At 52.9% G+C, this 18,129-nt stretch carries 11 protein-coding genes and 1 pseudogene; 5 read left to right on the top strand and 7 right to left on the bottom strand.

Translation table 11 applies throughout. The features are described from left to right. Positions 1 to 2: 2 nt before the first annotated feature. Positions 3 to 2,435, top strand: coding sequence for a bifunctional aspartate kinase/homoserine dehydrogenase II (locus OGX94_RS01170; protein ID WP_257662349.1), 2,433 nt, complete (start codon positions 3 to 5; stop codon positions 2,433 to 2,435). 35 nt (positions 2,436 to 2,470) lie between these two features. Here OGX94_RS01170 and OGX94_RS01165 read toward each other — a convergent pair whose 3' ends face one another. Further along, a complete protein-coding gene (locus tag OGX94_RS01165) occupies positions 2,471 to 3,646 on the bottom strand; it encodes a cytoplasmic protein (RefSeq protein ID WP_257662348.1) in 1,176 nt (391 codons plus the stop codon). A 133-nt stretch (positions 3,647 to 3,779) separates the two neighbouring features. Here OGX94_RS01165 and OGX94_RS01160 point away from each other — a divergent pair. Then, positions 3,780 to 5,337, top strand: a pseudogene (locus OGX94_RS01160) (bifunctional metallophosphatase/5'-nucleotidase). Positions 5,338 to 5,375: 38 nt separating this feature from the next. Here the strand turns inward: OGX94_RS01160 and OGX94_RS01155 are convergent. Then, positions 5,376 to 5,753, bottom strand: a complete 378-nt coding sequence (locus OGX94_RS01155) for a carboxymuconolactone decarboxylase family protein (RefSeq protein ID WP_257662362.1) — start codon at positions 5,751 to 5,753, stop codon at positions 5,376 to 5,378. A gap of 89 nt (positions 5,754 to 5,842) precedes the next feature. Between OGX94_RS01155 and OGX94_RS01150 the strand changes: the two genes are divergently transcribed. From OGX94_RS01150 to katG, 3 genes are all read left to right on the top strand, one after another. Next, on the top strand, positions 5,843 to 6,751 hold the full coding sequence (locus tag OGX94_RS01150) for a LysR family transcriptional regulator (RefSeq protein ID WP_257662347.1): 909 nt from the start codon (positions 5,843 to 5,845) through the stop codon (positions 6,749 to 6,751). A gap of 157 nt (positions 6,752 to 6,908) precedes the next feature. Continuing rightward, complete coding sequence (metF, locus tag OGX94_RS01145) at positions 6,909 to 7,796, top strand: methylenetetrahydrofolate reductase (RefSeq protein WP_003825161.1); 888 nt, start codon at positions 6,909 to 6,911, stop codon at positions 7,794 to 7,796. Positions 7,797 to 7,964: 168 nt separating this feature from the next. Further along, positions 7,965 to 10,145 carry a catalase/peroxidase HPI gene (katG, locus tag OGX94_RS01140; RefSeq protein ID WP_257662346.1) on the top strand — a complete coding sequence of 727 codons (2,181 nt, stop codon included), beginning with the start codon at positions 7,965 to 7,967 and terminating at the stop codon, positions 10,143 to 10,145. 86 nt (positions 10,146 to 10,231) lie between these two features. Here katG and gldA read toward each other — a convergent pair whose 3' ends face one another. The 5 genes from gldA to ppc all read right to left on the bottom strand — a co-directional run bounded on the left by gldA (position 10,232) and on the right by ppc (position 17,863). Then, positions 10,232 to 11,335, bottom strand: a complete 1,104-nt coding sequence (gene gldA, locus OGX94_RS01135) for a bifunctional L-1,2-propanediol dehydrogenase/glycerol dehydrogenase (protein ID WP_060683063.1) — start codon at positions 11,333 to 11,335, stop codon at positions 10,232 to 10,234. A gap of 12 nt (positions 11,336 to 11,347) precedes the next feature. Continuing rightward, positions 11,348 to 12,010, bottom strand: coding sequence for a fructose-6-phosphate aldolase (fsa, locus tag OGX94_RS01130; protein ID WP_257662345.1), 663 nt, complete (start codon positions 12,008 to 12,010; stop codon positions 11,348 to 11,350). A gap of 245 nt (positions 12,011 to 12,255) precedes the next feature. Next, entirely contained in the window at positions 12,256 to 13,116 is an 861-nt protein-coding gene (locus OGX94_RS01125) for a helix-turn-helix transcriptional regulator (protein ID WP_063941749.1), read from the bottom strand. 151 nt (positions 13,117 to 13,267) lie between these two features. Next, a complete protein-coding gene (locus tag OGX94_RS01120; RefSeq protein WP_126957417.1) occupies positions 13,268 to 15,001 on the bottom strand; it encodes a phosphoethanolamine transferase CptA in 1,734 nt (577 codons plus the stop codon). A gap of 210 nt (positions 15,002 to 15,211) precedes the next feature. Next, the gene (gene ppc, locus OGX94_RS01115) at positions 15,212 to 17,863 is read right to left on the bottom strand and encodes a phosphoenolpyruvate carboxylase (protein WP_003825139.1); all 2,652 of its coding nucleotides are present in this window, start codon (positions 17,861 to 17,863) and stop codon (positions 15,212 to 15,214) included. Positions 17,864 to 18,129: the final 266 nt, after the last annotated feature.

The following is an 18,129-nucleotide window of genomic DNA, read 5'->3' as shown; positions in this document are numbered from 1 at the left end:
ACATGAGTGTTATTGCGCAGGCAGGGGCGAAGGGTCGTCAACTGCACAAATTTGGTGGTAGTAGTCTGGCAGACGTGAAATGTTATCTGCGTGTCGCAGGCATTATGGCGGATTACTCGCAGCCTGATGACATGATGGTTGTTTCAGCCGCAGGCAGTACCACTAACCAGTTGATTAGCTGGCTGAAATTAAGCCAGACCGATCGCCTTTCTGCGCATCAGGTTCAACAGGCGTTACGTCGCTATCAAAGTGAGCTTATCAGCGGTTTGTTACCTCCTGAGGTAGCGGATGGACTGATTGGCGCGTTTATTCACGATCTGGAGCGTCTGGCCGGATTACTCGACAGCGGTGTGAACGATGCCGTCTATGCTGAGGTTGTTGGGCATGGTGAGGTATGGTCCGCGCGTTTGATGTCTGCGGTCCTTAACCAACAGGGGCTGGAGTCAGCCTGGCTGGATGCGCGCGATTTTTTACGTGCTGAACGCGGTGCCCAGCCGCAGGTAGATGAAGGTCTTTCTTACCCGCTGCTACAGCAACTGCTGGCGCAGCATCCGGGTAAACGGCTGGTGGTTACCGGCTTTATTAGCCGCAGCAATTCCGGTGAAACGGTCCTGCTGGGGCGTAACGGCTCCGACTACTCGGCGACGCAGGTTGGCGCGCTGGCGGGCGTTTCTCGCGTAACTATCTGGAGCGATGTCGCCGGGGTTTACAGCGCGGATCCGCGTAAAGTAAAAGACGCCTGTTTGCTGCCGCTGCTGCGTCTGGATGAAGCCAGCGAACTGGCGCGTCTGGCGGCACCGGTTCTCCATGCCCGTACCTTACAGCCGGTTTCCGGTAGCGATATCGATCTCCAGCTGCGTTGTAGCTATACGCCGGAGCAGGGTTCAACGCGCATTGAACGCGTACTAGCCTCCGGTACCGGGGCGCGTATTGTGACCAGTCATGATGACGTCTGCCTGATTGAGTTTTTGGTTCCGACTGGCCAAGACTTTAAGCTGGCTTATAAAGAGATTGATCAGGTTTTAAAACGTACCCAGGTGCGTCCGCTGGCAGTGGGTGTGCATCCTGACCGCCAACTGCTGCAATTTTGCTATACCTCCGAAGTCGCTGACGGCGCACTGAAAATTCTTGATGAAGCTGGTCTGCCAGGCGAGCTGCGTCTGCGCCAGGGGCTGGCGCTGGTGGCGATGGTCGGGGCGGGCGTCACCCGTAATCCGCTGCATTGCCACCGTTTCTGGCAACAGTTGAAAGGTCAGCCGGTTGAATTCACCTGGCAATCGGAAGAGGGTATCAGCCTGGTCGCGGTACTGCGTACTGGGCCAACAGAGAGCCTGATTCAGGGTCTGCATCAGTCAATTTTCCGTGCGGAAAAACGCATTGGTCTGGTGTTGTTCGGCAAAGGCAACATTGGTTCGCGCTGGCTGGAGCTGTTCGCTCGCGAGCAGAGCACGCTCTCGGCGCGCACCGGATTAGAGTTTGTGCTGGCGGGTGTGGTTGATAGCCGTCGTAGTCTGCTGAATTACGAAGGGCTGGATGCCAGCCGCGCGTTAGCTTTCTTTGATGACGAGGCAGTAGAGCAGGATGAAGAGTCTCTATTCCTGTGGATGCGTGCTCACCCGTATGATGATTTAGTGGTGCTGGACGTTACTGCCAGCGAGCAACTGGCGGATCAGTATCTGGATTTTGCCAGCCATGGTTTCCACGTTATCAGCGCCAACAAACTGGCGGGGGCGAGCAGCAGTCATAATTATCGCCAAATTCATGACGCTTTTGAAAAAACCGGTCGCCACTGGTTGTATAACGCCACCGTGGGTGCAGGCTTGCCGATCAACCATACCGTGCGCGATCTGATTGATAGCGGAGATACCATTCTGTCGATCAGCGGGATCTTCTCAGGCACGTTGTCGTGGTTGTTCCTGCAATTTGATGGCACGGTCCCGTTCACCGAACTGGTGGATCAGGCGTGGCAACAGGGTCTGACTGAACCCGATCCGCGCGTAGATCTTTCCGGCAAAGATGTGATGCGCAAGCTAGTGATTCTGGCGCGTGAAGCAGGTTACGACATCGAACCGGACCAGGTTCGCGTGGAATCGCTGGTGCCTGCGCACTGTGAAGAAGGCTCTATTGACCATTTCTTTGAGAATGGCGATGAACTGAACGAGCAGATGGTGCAGCGTCTGGAAGCGGCGCGTGAAATGGGGCTGGTGCTACGCTATGTGGCGCGTTTTGATGCTAACGGTAAAGCGCGCGTTGGTGTTGAAGCGGTTCGTCCTGAACACCCGCTGGCGGCGCTGTTGCCGTGCGATAACGTATTTGCCATTGAAAGCCGCTGGTATCGCGATAACCCGCTGGTGATCCGTGGACCGGGCGCAGGTCGTGACGTCACCGCCGGCGCTATTCAGTCAGACATCAACCGTCTGGCGCAACTGCTGTAGTTTTTGTTGCCGGATGGCGCTTACGCTTATCCGGCCTACATATGACATGAACCGTAGGCCCGGTAAGCGGCAGCGCCACCGGGCAAATCGCGCTGGGCGATCAGGATGTTGTATTGCTCCGTCAGCGTCCTTATCGTCTGAAACACTGAATGGGCAGAGTAACGGGTACTTTGCTGAAATTCCGTCTGTTGCTGCAACCAGGCGAGAAAATGATGGCTTGCCGCCAGAGTTATTGACGTGCCTTCTTCAACCCGCCCCTGCGTTAACAAACACACCATTTTACGCGTATCGCCTCGTTGCCAGATTTGCCACTGATTCTGCCACCATCCCTGATACGTTTTACCCAGCAATTGCCAGGGCAGCGTGCGCTTATCGTTATTCATTTCTTCATCAATAAACCACAGCGAGGCGCGATGATGGCGAAACTGTTCCGCCCATGCAGTAATCGCTGCGCCGCGCAGGAAGCATTCGTGGGCAATAATATGGTTTTTTACCTCTGGCCACAGATGGCTCAGCAGGCGGAAATGCCCATGGGCAGTAATGACCGGGCGTAAAATCGCGCCGCTGGCGTTCCGTTTGAGTATGGCGCTGCCGTACTGAATTTCGTCAAACTGGCTGCGGCGTAAAAACTGGGTTTCCCGCTGGCTAACTCGCTCAACAATATCATCATGCGTTGCAGTTGCTTCACTGATGCCGCGCCAGCGGTAACGTAATGAGTCTCCAATGGGATGGGGCGTGAAATTACTGGAAACATGCAACACATCACCGCGAATAGCGTCAAAACTGAGCAATACATAGAGTTTTTGGTCGGTGCTGGATCCCTGAAAAGGTACGATTAAGGGAACCGTCGCTATTTGTTCTGGCGGAAGGGGAGAAGTGGCCTGCGGGTGCTTTGGTGTCCAGACCTTTTTGCAGCTCCGGCACTGAACGCGTTGGCTGCCCTGGGGATTGTGCCCATAGCGGATGGTTTTCCGCTGATAACAACGTGGGCAAAAATGACCGCTTTGGGCTGCAAAATCCGTTAAATATGCCGACAACCAGCTATAGAACTGTTCCTCATTAAACAGCGGGGGATAGCTGCCGCATGCCCGACAATGCAGTGCGGCATAACCCAGCCGATAATCTGGCCAATGGTAATCAACTGAATGATCCTGTCCCAAATTTTGACAGCCGAAGGACTTGCAGCAATTGATAGTGAACAGAGGCATCATCGGATTACCAACGATTTTTAAGGGTCGTTGATTTTGACCCGCGACTATCCCTGACGGATGTGATTTTTCTCACATAAAAAAACCTTTCAGAACGTAACGTAGCGATTCTTTATATGACTGAAAGGGATTGATTATGAAGTTAAAAATGCTTGCTGTTGGTGTTCTGGTCTCTTTGCCGCTCTGGGCCAGTGCTAAAGATGTCACGATTATCTATACCAACGATCTCCATGCCCATGTCGAACCTTATAAAGTCCCATGGATTGCTAATGGCTCACGTGACATTGGCGGTTGGGCTAATATCACGACGATGGTGAAGCAGGAGAAAGCGAAAAATAGCGCCACCTGGTTTTTTGATGCCGGTGATTATTTTACCGGGGCCGTATATCAGCAGCCTGACCAAGGGTAAGGCGATTATCGATATCATGAACACCATGAATTTTGATGCTGTCACCATGGGTAATCATGAGTTCGATCACGGCTGGGATAACACGCTACTTCAGTTAAGCCAGGCGAATTTCCCTATTGTGCAGGGCAATATCTTTTATCAAAACAGCAGCAAAATGTTCTGGGATAAGCCTTACACCATTATTGAAAAAGACGGCGTGAAGATTGGCGTGATTGGTCTGCACGGCGTGTTTGCTTTTGATGATACGGTTTCCGCTGCGACACGTGTCGGGATCGAGGCGCGGGATGAAGTGAAGTGGTTGCAACGCTATATCGATGAGCTTAAAGGCAAAGTCGATCTCACTGTGGCACTCATCCACGAAGGCACGCCAGCGCGTCAGTCCAGTTTGGGGGGCACCGATGTGCGCCGTGCGCTGGATAAAGATATCCAGACCGCAGGCCAGGTGCAGGGGCTGGACATCCTGATCACCGGTCATGCGCATGTGGGCACGCCAGAGCCGATTAAAGTCGGTAACACCCTGATACTTTCTACCGACAGCGGTGGTATTGATGTGGGTAAACTGGTGCTGGATTACCAGCAGAAACCGCATCAATTTACCGTGAAGAACTTCGAGCTGAAGACCATTTTTGCTGATGAGTGGCAGCCTGACCCGCAGACGAAACAGGTCATTGATGGCTGGAATAAAAAGCTCGATAAAGTGGTGCAGCAGACGGTTGCCAACTCGCCGGTTGAGCTGACGCGTGCTTACGGTGAATCTTCTTCCCTGGGAAATCTGGCGGCAGATGCGTTGCTGGCCGCGGCGGGTAAAGATACCCAGTTAGCACTCACTAACTCGGGCGGCATCCGGAATGAAATCCCTGCTGGAGCCATCACCATGGGTGCAGTCATTAGCACCTTCCCGTTCCCGAATGAGCTGGCAACCATGGATCTTACCGGTAAGCAGTTGCGTAGCCTGATGGAGCATGGCGCGAGTTTAAGCAACGGTGTATTGCAGGTGTCCAAAGGACTGGAGATGAAGTATGACAGCAGTAAACCGGTTGGTCAGCGGGTCACCGTATTGACGTTAAACGGCAAACCCATTGAGGATGCCACGGTTTATCACATTGCCTCCAATAGCTTCCTGGCAGACGGCGGTGATGGTTTTACAACATTTACCGAAGGTAAAGCGCGTAACACATCCGGTGGTTACTATGTCTCTAATGCGGTCGTTGATTATTTCAAAGCAGGAAATACGCTGACGGATGAGCAACTCAAAGGCATGCGTGTGGTCGATGTGAAACTGTAGTGAGGTCAGGCCAGCAGATATTCCGCTGGCCTGTTGTTTTAGCCTTTGTGGGAGGCAAACACCTCTTTTGCGGCGAACAAGCCGTTGAGTGCCGCGGGGAAGCCAGCATATACGGCCATCTGCATAATCACTTCAACGATCTCATCCTGCGTTAAACCTACGTGTAATGCTGCGCCAATATGTACCTTCAACTGCGGTGCGGCGTTACCCAGCGCAGTTAATGCCGCGACGGTAGCGATTTCTCTACTGCGTAAATCCAGCCCCAGTCTTGAATAGATGTCGCCAAAAGGAAATTCAATCAGGTATTGGGCGAAATCTGGGGCAATATCTTGCAGACTTTTGACGACTGCATCACCCCCTTTACCATCCACTTTTTGCAACATCTTCTGACCGGTAATAAAGCGTTCTGAAGGCATCATTTCTTCCTCTTTAATGTGGTCTGTGGTGTGAGAATAGGGCGTGCGGGATGATTGGGATAATACCGTTTCCGTGATACCTTTTCGGTATGACAACATCGTCTTTGCACTCTCTGGACATTCGCCTGCTGCGTTACTTTTCCGTAGTAGCGGAAGAGAACAATATGAGCCGGGCGGCGCAGCGTTTGTTTATGTCGCAGCCGCCGCTGAGTCGCCACATTCGCCAGCTTGAAGAACGCCTGGGAGTGACGCTTTTTGTCCGTCATACTCGTGGGCTTACGCTGACGGAGGACGGCCAGCGCGTACTTGAAATCGTACGCCCGCTATTGGCGCTACAGGATAAAACCTGGGCGGCGCTGGGTCAGTTAGCGAAAATGGGGGAGCAATCTCTGCGCTTAGGGCTAAGTACGGCGTTTGAGCAGGGCGTTTTCGCTGCACTTGAGTCGCAGCTTATTACGCGAGTACAGAAGCTGCATGTTGTCCGTCATAGTTCGCCTGAACTGGCGCGCCAGGTGCGTCGGGGAAAACTGGATGCCGCGGTGGTTGCGCTACCGCTTGAGGCCTCGGGCCTTAGCGTCACGCCGCTTGGCTGGCAAGAATCGATGATTGCCGCCTTACCCGCGCAGTGGGCAGAAGCGGCACTGTCGTCACTCTCATTAACCGCACTGAGCCACCGACCGCTGTTCTGGTTCAAACGCGAACGTAACCCTGCCTTCTTTGATTACACCCGACACATTTTTCGTCGTGCCGGTTACTCACCTGCCTGTATTGAAGAACCGCTGGAACATGACGTGCTGCTGGCGCGGATCGCGCAGGGTGACGGCCTGAGCCTGATTCCTGCCTCTTTTTCGGCTATCCAGCGTCAGGGCGTGACCTTCCTTCCGCTTACTGATACTGAATTGCGTATTAGTACGGGGTTGCTGATGCTGCCTGAGAACGTAACAAAATTAGCGTGGCTGCAGACGGCCATGACGCAATCCCCCATCATTTCAGGCTGATGTGAATTTTTTTCACGTTGGCTGAGTATTCCTCACCTTTAACGATGATTTTTGTGTTGACGCCAGCGTGCTTTTCCGTCATTTTTACATCTAGACGTCTAAACGTATAGCAGTTCACAACACAACATATAACGACAAAAGATTGATGAGGTAAGGTATGAGCTTTTTTCACGCCAACCAGCGGGAAGCCCTGAATCAGAGCCTGGCGGAAGTGCAGGGTCAGATTAACGTTTCGTTTGAGTTTTTCCCGCCGCGCACCAGTGAAATGGAGCAAACCCTGTGGAACTCCATTGATCGCCTGAGCAGCCTGAAGCCGAAGTTTGTTTCAGTCACCTACGGTGCAAACTCTGGTGAGCGCGACCGCACGCACAGCATTATTAAAGGTATTAAGGATCGCACGGGTCTTGAAGCGGCTCCGCACCTGACCTGTATTGATGCAACCCGCGATGAGCTGCGGACCATTGCTCAGGACTACTGGAATAACGGTATTCGTCATATTGTTGCTCTGCGCGGTGACTTGCCGCCGGGAAGCGGTAAACCGGATATGTATGCCTCTGACCTGGTGACTCTGCTGAAAGACGTTGCGGATTTTGATATCTCCGTTGCGGCTTATCCGGAAGTACACCCAGAAGCGAAGAGCGCTCAGGCCGATTTGCTGAACCTGAAACGCAAGGTTGATGCCGGTGCAAACCGCGCGATTACCCAGTTTTTCTTCGATGTAGAAAGCTATCTGCGTTTTCGCGATCGCTGCGTGTCTGCGGGTATCGATGTGGAAATTATTCCGGGCATCTTGCCGGTATCTAACTTTAAACAGGCGAAAAAATTTGCCGATATGACCAATGTTCGTATCCCTTCCTGGATGTCGACCATGTTTGATGGTCTGGATGATGATGCCGAAACCCGTAAGCTGGTGGGTGCAAACATCGCCATGGACATGGTGAAGATCCTCAGTCGCGAAGGGGTGAAAGATTTTCACTTCTATACGCTCAACCGCGCCGAGATGAGCTACGCAATTTGTCACACACTGGGTGTAAGACCGAATTAAACAGATGCCCCAGCCCTCTACGGAGGGCTTTTTTTTGATCATTTTGATCTACATCTCTGTAACTTAAAATATAAAAGGAATTAGCTATCGAATCTGTGGGTTATTTCGACTATATCTTATCTCTGGTGGTGTATATCGTAGTCAGAACACTGTAAAGGGAGCATATAGATGAGCATGTCCGACGATAGCCAGAACGCATCAACTGCCGGTAAGTGTCCTTTTCATCAGGGCGGTCACGATCAGAGCGCGGGAGCAGGAACGAATAACCGCGACTGGTGGCCAAATCAACTCCGCGTTGATCTTTTAAACCAACATTCTAATCGTTCGAACCCGCTGGGTGAGGACTTCGACTACCGTAAAGAGTTTAGCAAACTCGACTATTCTGCCCTGAAAGGGGATCTCAGAGCCCTTCTGTCCGAATCTCAACCGTGGTGGCCCGCTGACTGGGGAACCTATGCCGGATTATTTATCCGCATGGCATGGCACGGTGCAGGGACCTATCGCTCCATCGATGGACGCGGTGGCGCGGGTCGCGGACAGCAGCGTTTTGCTCCACTGAACTCCTGGCCAGATAACGTCAGCCTGGATAAAGCGCGTCGCCTGCTGTGGCCTATCAAGCAGAAATATGGTCAGAAAATATCCTGGGCCGACCTGTTTATCCTCGCGGGCAACGTGGCGCTGGAAAACTCCGGCTTCCGCACCTTCGGCTTTGGTGCTGGTCGTGAAGATGTCTGGGAACCGGATCTCGACGTAAACTGGGGTGATGAAAAAGCCTGGCTGACCCACCGTCACCCGGAAGAGCTGGCGAAAGCGCCTTTGGGCGCGACCGAAATGGGTCTTATCTATGTAAACCCAGAAGGGCCGGACCATAGCGGCGAACCGCTCTCAGCGGCAGCGGCGATTCGTGCGACCTTCGGTAACATGGGCATGAACGACGAAGAAACCGTGGCGCTGATTGGCGGCGGTCATACGTTGGGCAAAACCCACGGCGCAGCACCGGCTTCGCACGTTGGGGCCGATCCAGAATCCGCGCCGATTGAAGCGCAGGGCCTGGGCTGGGCCAGCAGCTACGGCAGCGGCGCGGGTGCAGACGCAATTACTTCCGGTCTGGAAGTTGTGTGGACGCAGACGCCGACTCAATGGAGCAACTATTTCTTCGAGAACCTGTTCAAATACGAGTGGGTACAAACTCGCAGTCCGGCAGGCGCGATTCAGTTTGAAGCCGTTGACGCACCAGAAATTATTCCCGATCCGTTTGATCCATCGAAAAAACGTAAGCCGACGATGCTGGTTACCGACCTGACGCTGCGTTTTGATCCTGAGTTCGAAAAGATCTCCCGCCGTTTCCTGAACGATCCGCAGGCGTTTAACGAAGCGTTTGCCCGTGCATGGTTTAAGCTGACGCACCGTGATATGGGGCCAAAATCGCGCTACATCGGACCGGAAGTACCAAAAGAAGATCTGATTTGGCAAGACCCGCTGCCGCATGCGTTCTTCAACCCAAGCGAAGAAGATATTCTGAAGCTGAAGGCGACCATCGCCGCTTCCGGGTTGTCCGTGGGCGAACTGGTATCGGTAGCGTGGGCTTCCGCATCAACTTTCCGCGGTGGGGATAAACGTGGCGGCGCTAACGGTGCGCGTCTGGCGCTGGACCCACAGCGTGGCTGGGATGTGAATGCTACCGCGGCACGCGTACTGCCTGTGCTGGAAGGCATTTATAAGTCAGCCCATACCGCTTCGTTAGCCGATATTATCGTGCTGGCCGGGGTTGTTGGTATAGAGCAGGCGGCTAGCGCTGCGGGTGTCAGCATCAAAGTACCTTTTGCGCCGGGCCGCGTGGATGCGCGCCAGGATCAAACGGATATTGAGATGTTTGAACTGCTCGAGCCGATTGCCGATGGTTTCCGTAACTACCGCTCTCGTCCTGACGTGTCGACCACCGAGTCGCTGCTGATCGATAAAGCACAGCAGCTGACGCTGACCGCACCGGAAATGACTGTGCTGGTGGGCGGTATGCGCGTACTGGGTGCCAACTTCGACGGCAGCCAGCATGGCGTCTTTACCGATCGTCCTGGTGTGCTCAGCACTGACTTCTTCGTCAATCTGTTGGATATGCGTCATGAGTGGAAGGCGGTTGATGAGTCAAAAGAGCTGTTCGAAGGTCGTGACCGTCTGAGCGGTGAAGTAAAATACACGGCAACCCGCGCCGATCTGGTGTTCGGTTCTAACTCCGTACTGCGCGCAGTGGCTGAAGTTTATGCCTGCAGCGATGCTCACGAGAAGTTCGTGAGAGATTTCGTTGCCGCATGGGTGAAAGTAATGAACCTGGATCGTTTCGATCTGCTGTAACAGCTAATGCCGGATGTCGCTTGCGCGGATCCGGCATGGTATGAATAAAAAAATCCCCGCGATTGCGGGGATTTTCTGTTTGCAGGTTATTCCCACTCTTGCAGGTAACGTTGACCGTACTGATCAGCCACCAGCAGGGCGGCATACACCTGGTCCGGCGTCGCGCCGCCAGGCATGTTGTGGATGGTTTCGCCTTCGGCACAGGCTGCCTCAGCCACAATGCGCATTTTCGCCTGAATATCCTGCTTGATGTCCAGTTGCGCCAGGGTAATCGGCAGGCCAACGGAATGGCACAGCGCGGCAACGGTTTCAATTTCATCAACCGGCGCGTTTTCCAGCACCAGCTGCGTTAGCGTACCGAAAGCCACTTTCTCGCCGTGGTAGTAATGATGCGCATCCGGGATTGCGGTCAGACCGTTATGAATGGCGTGAGCCGCTGCCAGACCACCGCTTTCAAAACCGACGCCACTCAGATAGGTGTTGGCTTCAATAACACGTTCCAGTGCTGGTGTCACCACGTGCTGCTCGGCTGCCAGCATCGCTTTTTCGCCTTCTTCGATCAGCGTATTAAAGCACAGCTCTGCCAGCGCCAGCGCCGCCTGAGTACACTGACCGCCCGCCATGGTGGTTGCGCCGCTGCGTGAACAGGCACGCGCTTCGAACCAGGTTGCCAGCGCATCGCCAATACCCGCAGCTAACAGACGCGCCGGTGCGCCCGCGACAATTTTGGTATCCACAATGACCCTGTCCGGGTTGTTGGGCAGCAGCAGATAGCGATCGAATTCACCGGCATCGGTGTAAATGACGGACAGCGCGCTGCACGGCGCATCGGTAGAGGCGATGGTTGGGGCAATGGCGACAGGCACGCCCATAAAGTGCGCCAGCGCTTTGGCGGTATCCAGCGTTTTACCGCCGCCAATACCAAGTACTGCGCCACACTGCGCTTTTTCCGCTACGCCGCGCAGACGGTCGATTTCGTTTTGTGAACATTCGCCGCCAAACGGTGCAATTTCCAGCGCCAGTCCGGCATCCTGGAAGCTTTTTTCCAGTGCGCCCTGGGCAAAGCCTAAGACAAACTTGTCCCCAACGACCAGCCAGCGTTCTGCCAGTGGTTTGAGGTAGCTGCCAAGACGGGTAATAACATCGGCACCCTGGATGTACTTACCAGGTGATTGAATAATGCGATCCATACTTTATTTCCCTCACAGGTTGATGTGACCAAATGCGTTGTTCCAGTCCTGCTCAAACTTCTCTATTGCTGACTCTACCGCAGGGGTATTGAGCATTTGTTGCGCTACGTCTAATGGCAGGGTGATAGCTTCACATCCTGCCAGTAAGCAATCCAGCGCCTGACGCGGGGTTTTAAAGCTGGCTGCCAGTACCATGCTGTTTGGCGCATGCAGTTCCAGTAACGTTTGCAGTTCCTGTACAGTGCGAATTCCGTCGCCGCCCTGCGCGTCGATACGGTTAACGTAAGGTGCGATATATTTAGCTCCCGCCAGCGCAGCCAGTAGCCCCTGAGAAGCACTGTAAACCGCGGTTCCTAGCGTGGTGATGCCCTCTTTTTTCAGCATCTTAATCGCGGCCAGACCTTCGGATGTCACCGGGATTTTCACTACCAGACCGGGCACCGCGTTGCTCAGGCGTTTGGCCTCTTCCACCATGCCCTGTGCGTCTCGGCTCATGGTTTGGGCAAACAAAATACCCTCTTCGCCGATGGCGTTTTGCAGGCGTGGCAGTACTTCCCAGATGGATTCTTTGCTTGCCGCTACAATGCTTGGGTTGGTGGTGACACCCGCGATAGGGAAGATGCGTGCCAGACGTTCAACTTCCGCGACGTTGGCGGTATCAAGGTAAAGTTCCATATAAAACACCCTCTTTGTTTTCTATTAGCAGCCCGTTGCCGGGATGCTTTGCTGTAAACAGGATAAGAGTGTTTGGTTAAGCTCCGCTATCTGACAAATTTGCCAAAAGCTGGATAAATGTAATGTATAAATAAAAATGAGAGATACTTCACATATCAGTTTTAGGTGAGTTTATTCTGGTAATGTGGGGAATAGATTTCTATTTGTATATTACAAAAATCCAGTGAATGTTGTTTTTGTCTTCTTTATTGCTGGCGGATATCTTTCTCCGTCAATTGGCTGTGGTACTGCCGACGGTATTCTGATGGCGAACGTTCGGTATTTTTGCGAAACAGGCGGCAGAAGTAGTTGCTGTCAACAAACCCACAAATGTGCGCCACCTCTTTAATCTTCAATTCGTAACCCTTCAACAGCGTTTTTGCGTGTTCCAGTCGCGTGTGGTTCAGGTATTCGTTAAAACCGATAGCGCCCGTTTTTTGAAAAAGGTGGGAAAGATAATTGGGTGAGATGTAGAACGCCTGCGCGACGGATTCTCGGGTGAGCGGTGAAGCGTAGCGTTCGTCAATATAGTTGCGAATGGCTTCGAAAAGCGCCTGACTGCGTGATGCGGTTTGGATCTGGCTGCCGAGCAAATCGCGGCAGTGGCTCAGCAAGCTCGCAACGATTAGCCTGGCGGTTTGCTGCTCCTGCGGCTGCATCTGCATTTCATTGAGCGTTTGCAGCAGAAATGAGCCAATACGCGGTCCACGCCGCGCGACGTGCTGACGGGTAAGGTTTTGATATTGCTTACCGTCCCACTGCACGATGCTAAAACCCAGTTGCTGTTTGCCAAATAAGATACTGAGCGTGGTCACCGGTGTGAGCCACTGTGGAAAGTTCCAGCCACCAGCCGGAACGAACAAGGCATCGTAAGGCTGTAACGTCGCGGATGCGCCAGCAACACCGTTATCGGTGAATTCACCTTCCAGCACAATCTCCAGTCGGGGAAAATCGACCTGATACGCCAGTTCCGGCGTTGAGCTACTGGTGCTGGCAAAGTAAATCTGGCGCAGCGGCGTGGGGCCGTTGATCAGGCGAGAGAGCAGGTGGCTGATGTCGTGATACATGTTAATCCCTTGCAGGCAGCAGACAGGGAAACAGTAACGTTGAAAACAATCGCCCTCAAGTGATTATTGCCGGATGGCGGCTAATGCCTTATCCGGCCTACAAGTCTTTGCGAGCTGTAGGCCGGATAAGCGTAGCGCATCCGGCAGACTGTTACTGATTACCGATTTGATCGCCGTAAGGCAGGGTATCGTAATCAATCAGGGCATTCTTTTTATACGGGTTGCCAATCCAGCGGGTCGTCTCTTTGAACTGCGGGCTGGTAATGGCACGAGTTGGATCGAAACCATCATAGGTGAAGCCCGCTAAATCAGACCAGGTGTGGATAAGCTCTGAGCTGCTGTATTTACGATTCACATCCTGTGAGAAGTCACGCGGGTGTGCAGCCTGCCATTTTTCCGAGGTCCACAGCAGGAACGGCACCGTATACATATGACGCGTTGGGTTGTCTTCATTACGACCCTGCGTTTTATGCGGCGGCGTATCGTATACCTCTTCTCCATGATCGGAGAAGTACAGCAGGAAGCCGTTCGGATCGGTCGCTTTATAGTCTTTGATCAGACTGGCAATGATATGGTCATTGTAAACATTCGCGCTGTCGTAATCGTTGTAAGCTTCCAGCTCATCGTCACTCAGGCCAGCGGGCACATTGTCGATATTATTGTCGAACTTACCCTGACCATCCGGATAGCGGAATTTGTACTTAATATGCGTTCCCAGCAGGTGCACGATGATGAACTTTTTCGGTGCAGGGTCAGCCAGTACTTCTTTAAACGGTGCCAGCACGTTGCTGTCATATTCGCGTGCACTTTGTGTACGCTGCTGGTTCATATAGAACTGTTTATCCGTCTGCTTAGAGAACACTGTCAGCATGGTGTTGCGGGCAGTCATCGTCTGCTGATTGGTGATCCAGAAGGTTTTATAACCTGCCTGTTTCATCATGTTCATCAGGGACGGCTGAGTCAGATACAGATCCGGGTTCTTCTCGTTAGCGAAGGTCAGCGCCTGCTGCAGGATTTCAATGGTGTACGGACGGGAGGTCACGACATTATTGAACACGGTGAAGTTAGGATCGGATTTATGCAGCGCATCCAGTTCCGGCGTTGTTTCGCGTGGGTAACCGTACAGGCTCATGCGGCCACGTTGCGTTGATTCGCCAATCACCAGTACCAGTGTACGCGGTGCATCACCTGAGCTGTCTTTAAAGTTGGCCAACGGCGGTAGGGCATTGTTCTCATTCAGCAGGCTGTTCAGCGCGGTCAACTGCTGACGATACTGATAATAACCGGAGATGAATTGCCATGGCGCAGCTGGTTCCATGCGTGAGGCGAGACCATTCAACGTTTTTTCAAATGGTTTATGTTTGATAAACGTGTTCACCGTCATCGGATGCAGAATCAAACCGTATAACAGTGCAAACGACACCAGATAGCGCCAGGGTGATGGAATATGCACAGGACGCAGACGTGTCCATAGCAGAATTGCCACAGCTGTATAGGCAAGCGCAATTAAGACAATCTTCAGACTGAAATATTGGCTCAGATATTCGCTGGCTTCGTTCGCATTGGTTTCAAACATTACGTACAGAACGCTTTGCGAGAACTCTTGTCCGTAAATGACGTAATAGCTTAGAGCAGCCAGCGAGGCCGCCCATAGCATTACGCCAATGACGGCAGCAATAACGCGGATACGGTTTGGAAATAAGAATACCGGAATCAACCACAGCGAACTGAACAGTAAGGAGTCGCGTAAACCATTAGTTCCGCTATAGCCGGATAAGAGAATAACGACCTGGAGTAAACTGGAAAAAAAACAAAAATAGAGGAGCGCCCAACCCAGGGCTTTCCAGCTAAATTTAGGTTTAGACTGGGGGTGTAAGGATTGCATAATGTAAGCCTGTCTTTAATTGTAGCGCCAAGAGTAGCACTTAAACATTAAGAGGAACTGAAGCATCACGATCTTAGGATCGTGTTTTGCCATCTATATATTCATTTAGTGAATATATTCGAGGGGGAATATATTGAAAATGAAGTGGTTGTAACAGCGGTTTTTGCCGTCGCCTCCGAATAATAGCACGAAGGCGACGGGGGAGGGATGTTAGCCTGTATTACGCATACCAGCGGCGACACCAGCGATTGTGACCATCAATGCTTGTTCCACGCGAGGGTCCGGTGCATTGCCTTGCTCTTCCGCCAGGCGTGAGCGGTGTAACAGCTCTGCCTGTAATACGTTCAGCGGGTCAGTATAAATATTTCTTAACTGAATGGACTCGGCAATCCACGGCAGGTCGGCCATCAAATGTGAGTCGTTGGCAATCGCCAGTACGACATCGATATCTGCTGCCAGGCGTTGGCGTAGCTCTGCACCCAACGGCCACAGATCTTTTTTGACCAGGCGCTGATCGTAATACTCTGCCAGCCACAGGTCTGCTTTCGCGAAAACCATTTCCAGCATGCCAAGGCGTGTGGAGAAGAATGGCCAGTCGCGGCACATGGCTTCAAGTTCGCTTTGCTTGCCGTCTTCAACCACTTTTTGCAGCGCGGTACCTGCACCCAGCCAGGCCGGGAGCATCAGGCGGTTCTGCGTCCAGGCGAAGATCCACGGAATTGCGCGTAGAGACTCTACCCCGCCGGTCGGACGGCGTTTTGCCGGACGTGAACCGAGCGGGAGTTTACCCAGTTCCTGCTCCGGTGTAGCTGAGCGGAAATAAGGGACGAAGTCTTTGTTTTCACGCACATATCCACGATAGAGCTCGCAGGAAATATCGGAAAGTTCATCCATGATATGACGCCAGCTATCTTTCGGTTCTGGCGGTGGCAACAGGTTGGCCTCCAGAATGGCTCCGGTATACAGCGACAGGCTGCTGATGGTCACTTCCGGCAGGCCGTACTTAAAGCGGATCATCTCCCCTTGTTCTGTCACGCGCAGACCACCTTTCAGGCTGCCCGGCGGTTGAGAGAGTAGCGCTGCATGGGCAGGCGCGCCGCCGCGACCAATGGAACCACCGCGACCGTGGAACAGCGTCAGTTCGATACCGGCTTTTTCGCAGGTTTTGATTAGCGCGTCCTGAGCCTGGTATTGCGCCCAGGAGGCCGCCATCACGCCCGCGTCTTTTGCGGAATCAGAGTAGCCAATCATGACCATCTGTTTGCCCTGAATAAATCCGCGGTACCAGTCGATATTCAACAGTTGCGACATGACGTCATCGGCATTGTTGAGGTCGTCCAGCGTTTCAAATAGCGGAGCGACCGGCATAGCAAAACCAATTCCGGCTTCTTTCAGCAGCAGATGCACGGCCAGCACATCCGACGGAGTTTTCGCCATCGAGATAACATAGGCGGCAATGGAGCCATATGGGGCTTCGGCAATGACCCGACAGGTGTCGAGCACTTCGCGGGTGTCGTTGCTCGGTTCCCAGTTACGCGGCAGGAGCGGACGCTTGGAATTCAGTTCGCGGATCAGGAAAGCCTGTTTATCCGCTTCCGACCAGTTTTCGTAGTCGCCAATGCCCAGATAACGGGTCAGTTCGCCCAGGGCTTCAGTATGACGGGTGCTTTCCTGACGAATATCAATACGCACCAGCGGTACACCGAAACACTTCACGCGCCTAAGGGTGTCGAGCAATTCGCCATTGGCGATAATGCCCATGCCACAGGCCTGTAGAGACTGGTAGCACGCGTATAGCGGGTCCCAGAGCTGTTCGTTTTGGGTGAGAAGTCCCGCAGGTTTCGGCAATTTCTCGCCTTTCAGACGGGCTTCAAGCCAGGCCTGGGTTGCCATCAGACGAGAACGCAGGGTTTTCATCAGATAGCGATAAGGTTCAGCTGCACCTTCTTCGCCTACCAGCGCCATCAGCTCCGGCGTGGCATCCACCATCGACAGCTCAGAAATCAGAAACTGGATGTCTTTCAGGAACAGGTCTGTCGCTTTCCAGCGGCTAAGCAGCAGCACGTGACGGGTGATATCTGCCGTTACGTTCGGGTTACCATCACGGTCACCTCCCATCCAGGAAGTAAATCGAACCGGGACAAAATCAACCGGCAGCTTATAACCCAGATGCTCTTCCAGTTGTTCATTCAGCTCGCGCAGGTAGTTCGGCACACCTTCCCACAGGCTGTTTTCAACTACCGCGAAACCCCATTTGGCTTCATCAACCGGGCTTGGGCGCAGCTTGCGGATCTCATCCGTATGCCAGGACTGAGCAATGAGCTGACGCAGACGGCGCATCAGTTGGTTGCGTTCATAATCGACGAGGTCTTTGTTATCAAGCTGCTTGAGGCAGGCGTTCACTTCACCCATTTTATGGATCAGCGTACGACGAGTGATCTCGGTCGGGTGGGCGGTGAGTACCAGCTCCAGAGAGAGTGATTCTACGGCTTTCTTGATGGTGGCGTCATTGAGGTTGGGCTGCTCTTTCAGTTTACGCAGAGTGCGAGCAATCACTTCCGGGTTGCTGGCTGCTTCGCCTTTTGGCGAAATGCTGTGGTATTGCTCGGCGGTGTTGGCCAGGTTCAGGAACTGGCTAAATGCGCGGGCAACCGGCAGCAGCTCGTCGTTAGACAGATTTTGCAGTGTGGTGAGCAATTCCTGGCGATTAACTTCATTGCCAGCGCGAGATGATTTGGACAGCTTACGAATTGTTTCTACGCGATCAAGAATGTTCTCTCCCAGCGCATCCTTGATGGTCTCTCCCAGCACTTTGCCGAGCATACTGACATTACTACGCAACGCGGAATATTGTTCGTTCATATTAACCCAGACACCCCATCTATTTTGAATATGTCCTGTATCTTTCGCGCCTGACTATCACGCGAAATCTTGCGGACTTAACTTTTTAGCCGTCTTTTATAAAGCCACGTAAAACACGTGACGTCAATTGCTGCGAAATCGGTTCAGCAAACGAATAAATGCCGTGAATTTACGTTATTTAATTCACATCCAATCAAATAAGCGTTGCTTATGGAAATGTTAAAAAATCACCCCGCTTACCACTTAAGGATTAGCGGGGTGACAAG

The organism is Citrobacter sp. Cpo037 (genome assembly GCF_030332945.1).
Taxonomy (GTDB): Bacteria; Pseudomonadota; Gammaproteobacteria; order Enterobacterales; family Enterobacteriaceae; genus Citrobacter; species Citrobacter portucalensis.
This window is presented reverse-complemented; position numbering and strand designations above follow the sequence as displayed.

Coding starts and splice junctions, on each gene's coding strand:
- OGX94_RS01170 (WP_257662349.1), top strand. CDS start 3: ATGAGTGTTATTGCGCAGGCAGGGGCGAAGGGTCGTCAACTGCACAAA.
- OGX94_RS01165 (WP_257662348.1), bottom strand. CDS start 3,646: ATGATGCCTCTGTTCACTATCAATTGCTGCAAGTCCTTCGGCTGTCAA.
- OGX94_RS01155 (WP_257662362.1), bottom strand. CDS start 5,753: ATGCCTTCAGAACGCTTTATTACCGGTCAGAAGATGTTGCAAAAAGTG.
- OGX94_RS01150 (WP_257662347.1), top strand. CDS start 5,843: ATGACAACATCGTCTTTGCACTCTCTGGACATTCGCCTGCTGCGTTAC.
- metF (WP_003825161.1), top strand. CDS start 6,909: ATGAGCTTTTTTCACGCCAACCAGCGGGAAGCCCTGAATCAGAGCCTG.
- katG (WP_257662346.1), top strand. CDS start 7,965: ATGAGCATGTCCGACGATAGCCAGAACGCATCAACTGCCGGTAAGTGT.
- gldA (WP_060683063.1), bottom strand. CDS start 11,335: ATGGATCGCATTATTCAATCACCTGGTAAGTACATCCAGGGTGCCGAT.
- fsa (WP_257662345.1), bottom strand. CDS start 12,010: ATGGAACTTTACCTTGATACCGCCAACGTCGCGGAAGTTGAACGTCTG.
- OGX94_RS01125 (WP_063941749.1), bottom strand. CDS start 13,116: ATGTATCACGACATCAGCCACCTGCTCTCTCGCCTGATCAACGGCCCC.
- OGX94_RS01120 (WP_126957417.1), bottom strand. CDS start 15,001: ATGCAATCCTTACACCCCCAGTCTAAACCTAAATTTAGCTGGAAAGCC.
- ppc (WP_003825139.1), bottom strand. CDS start 17,863: ATGAACGAACAATATTCCGCGTTGCGTAGTAATGTCAGTATGCTCGGC.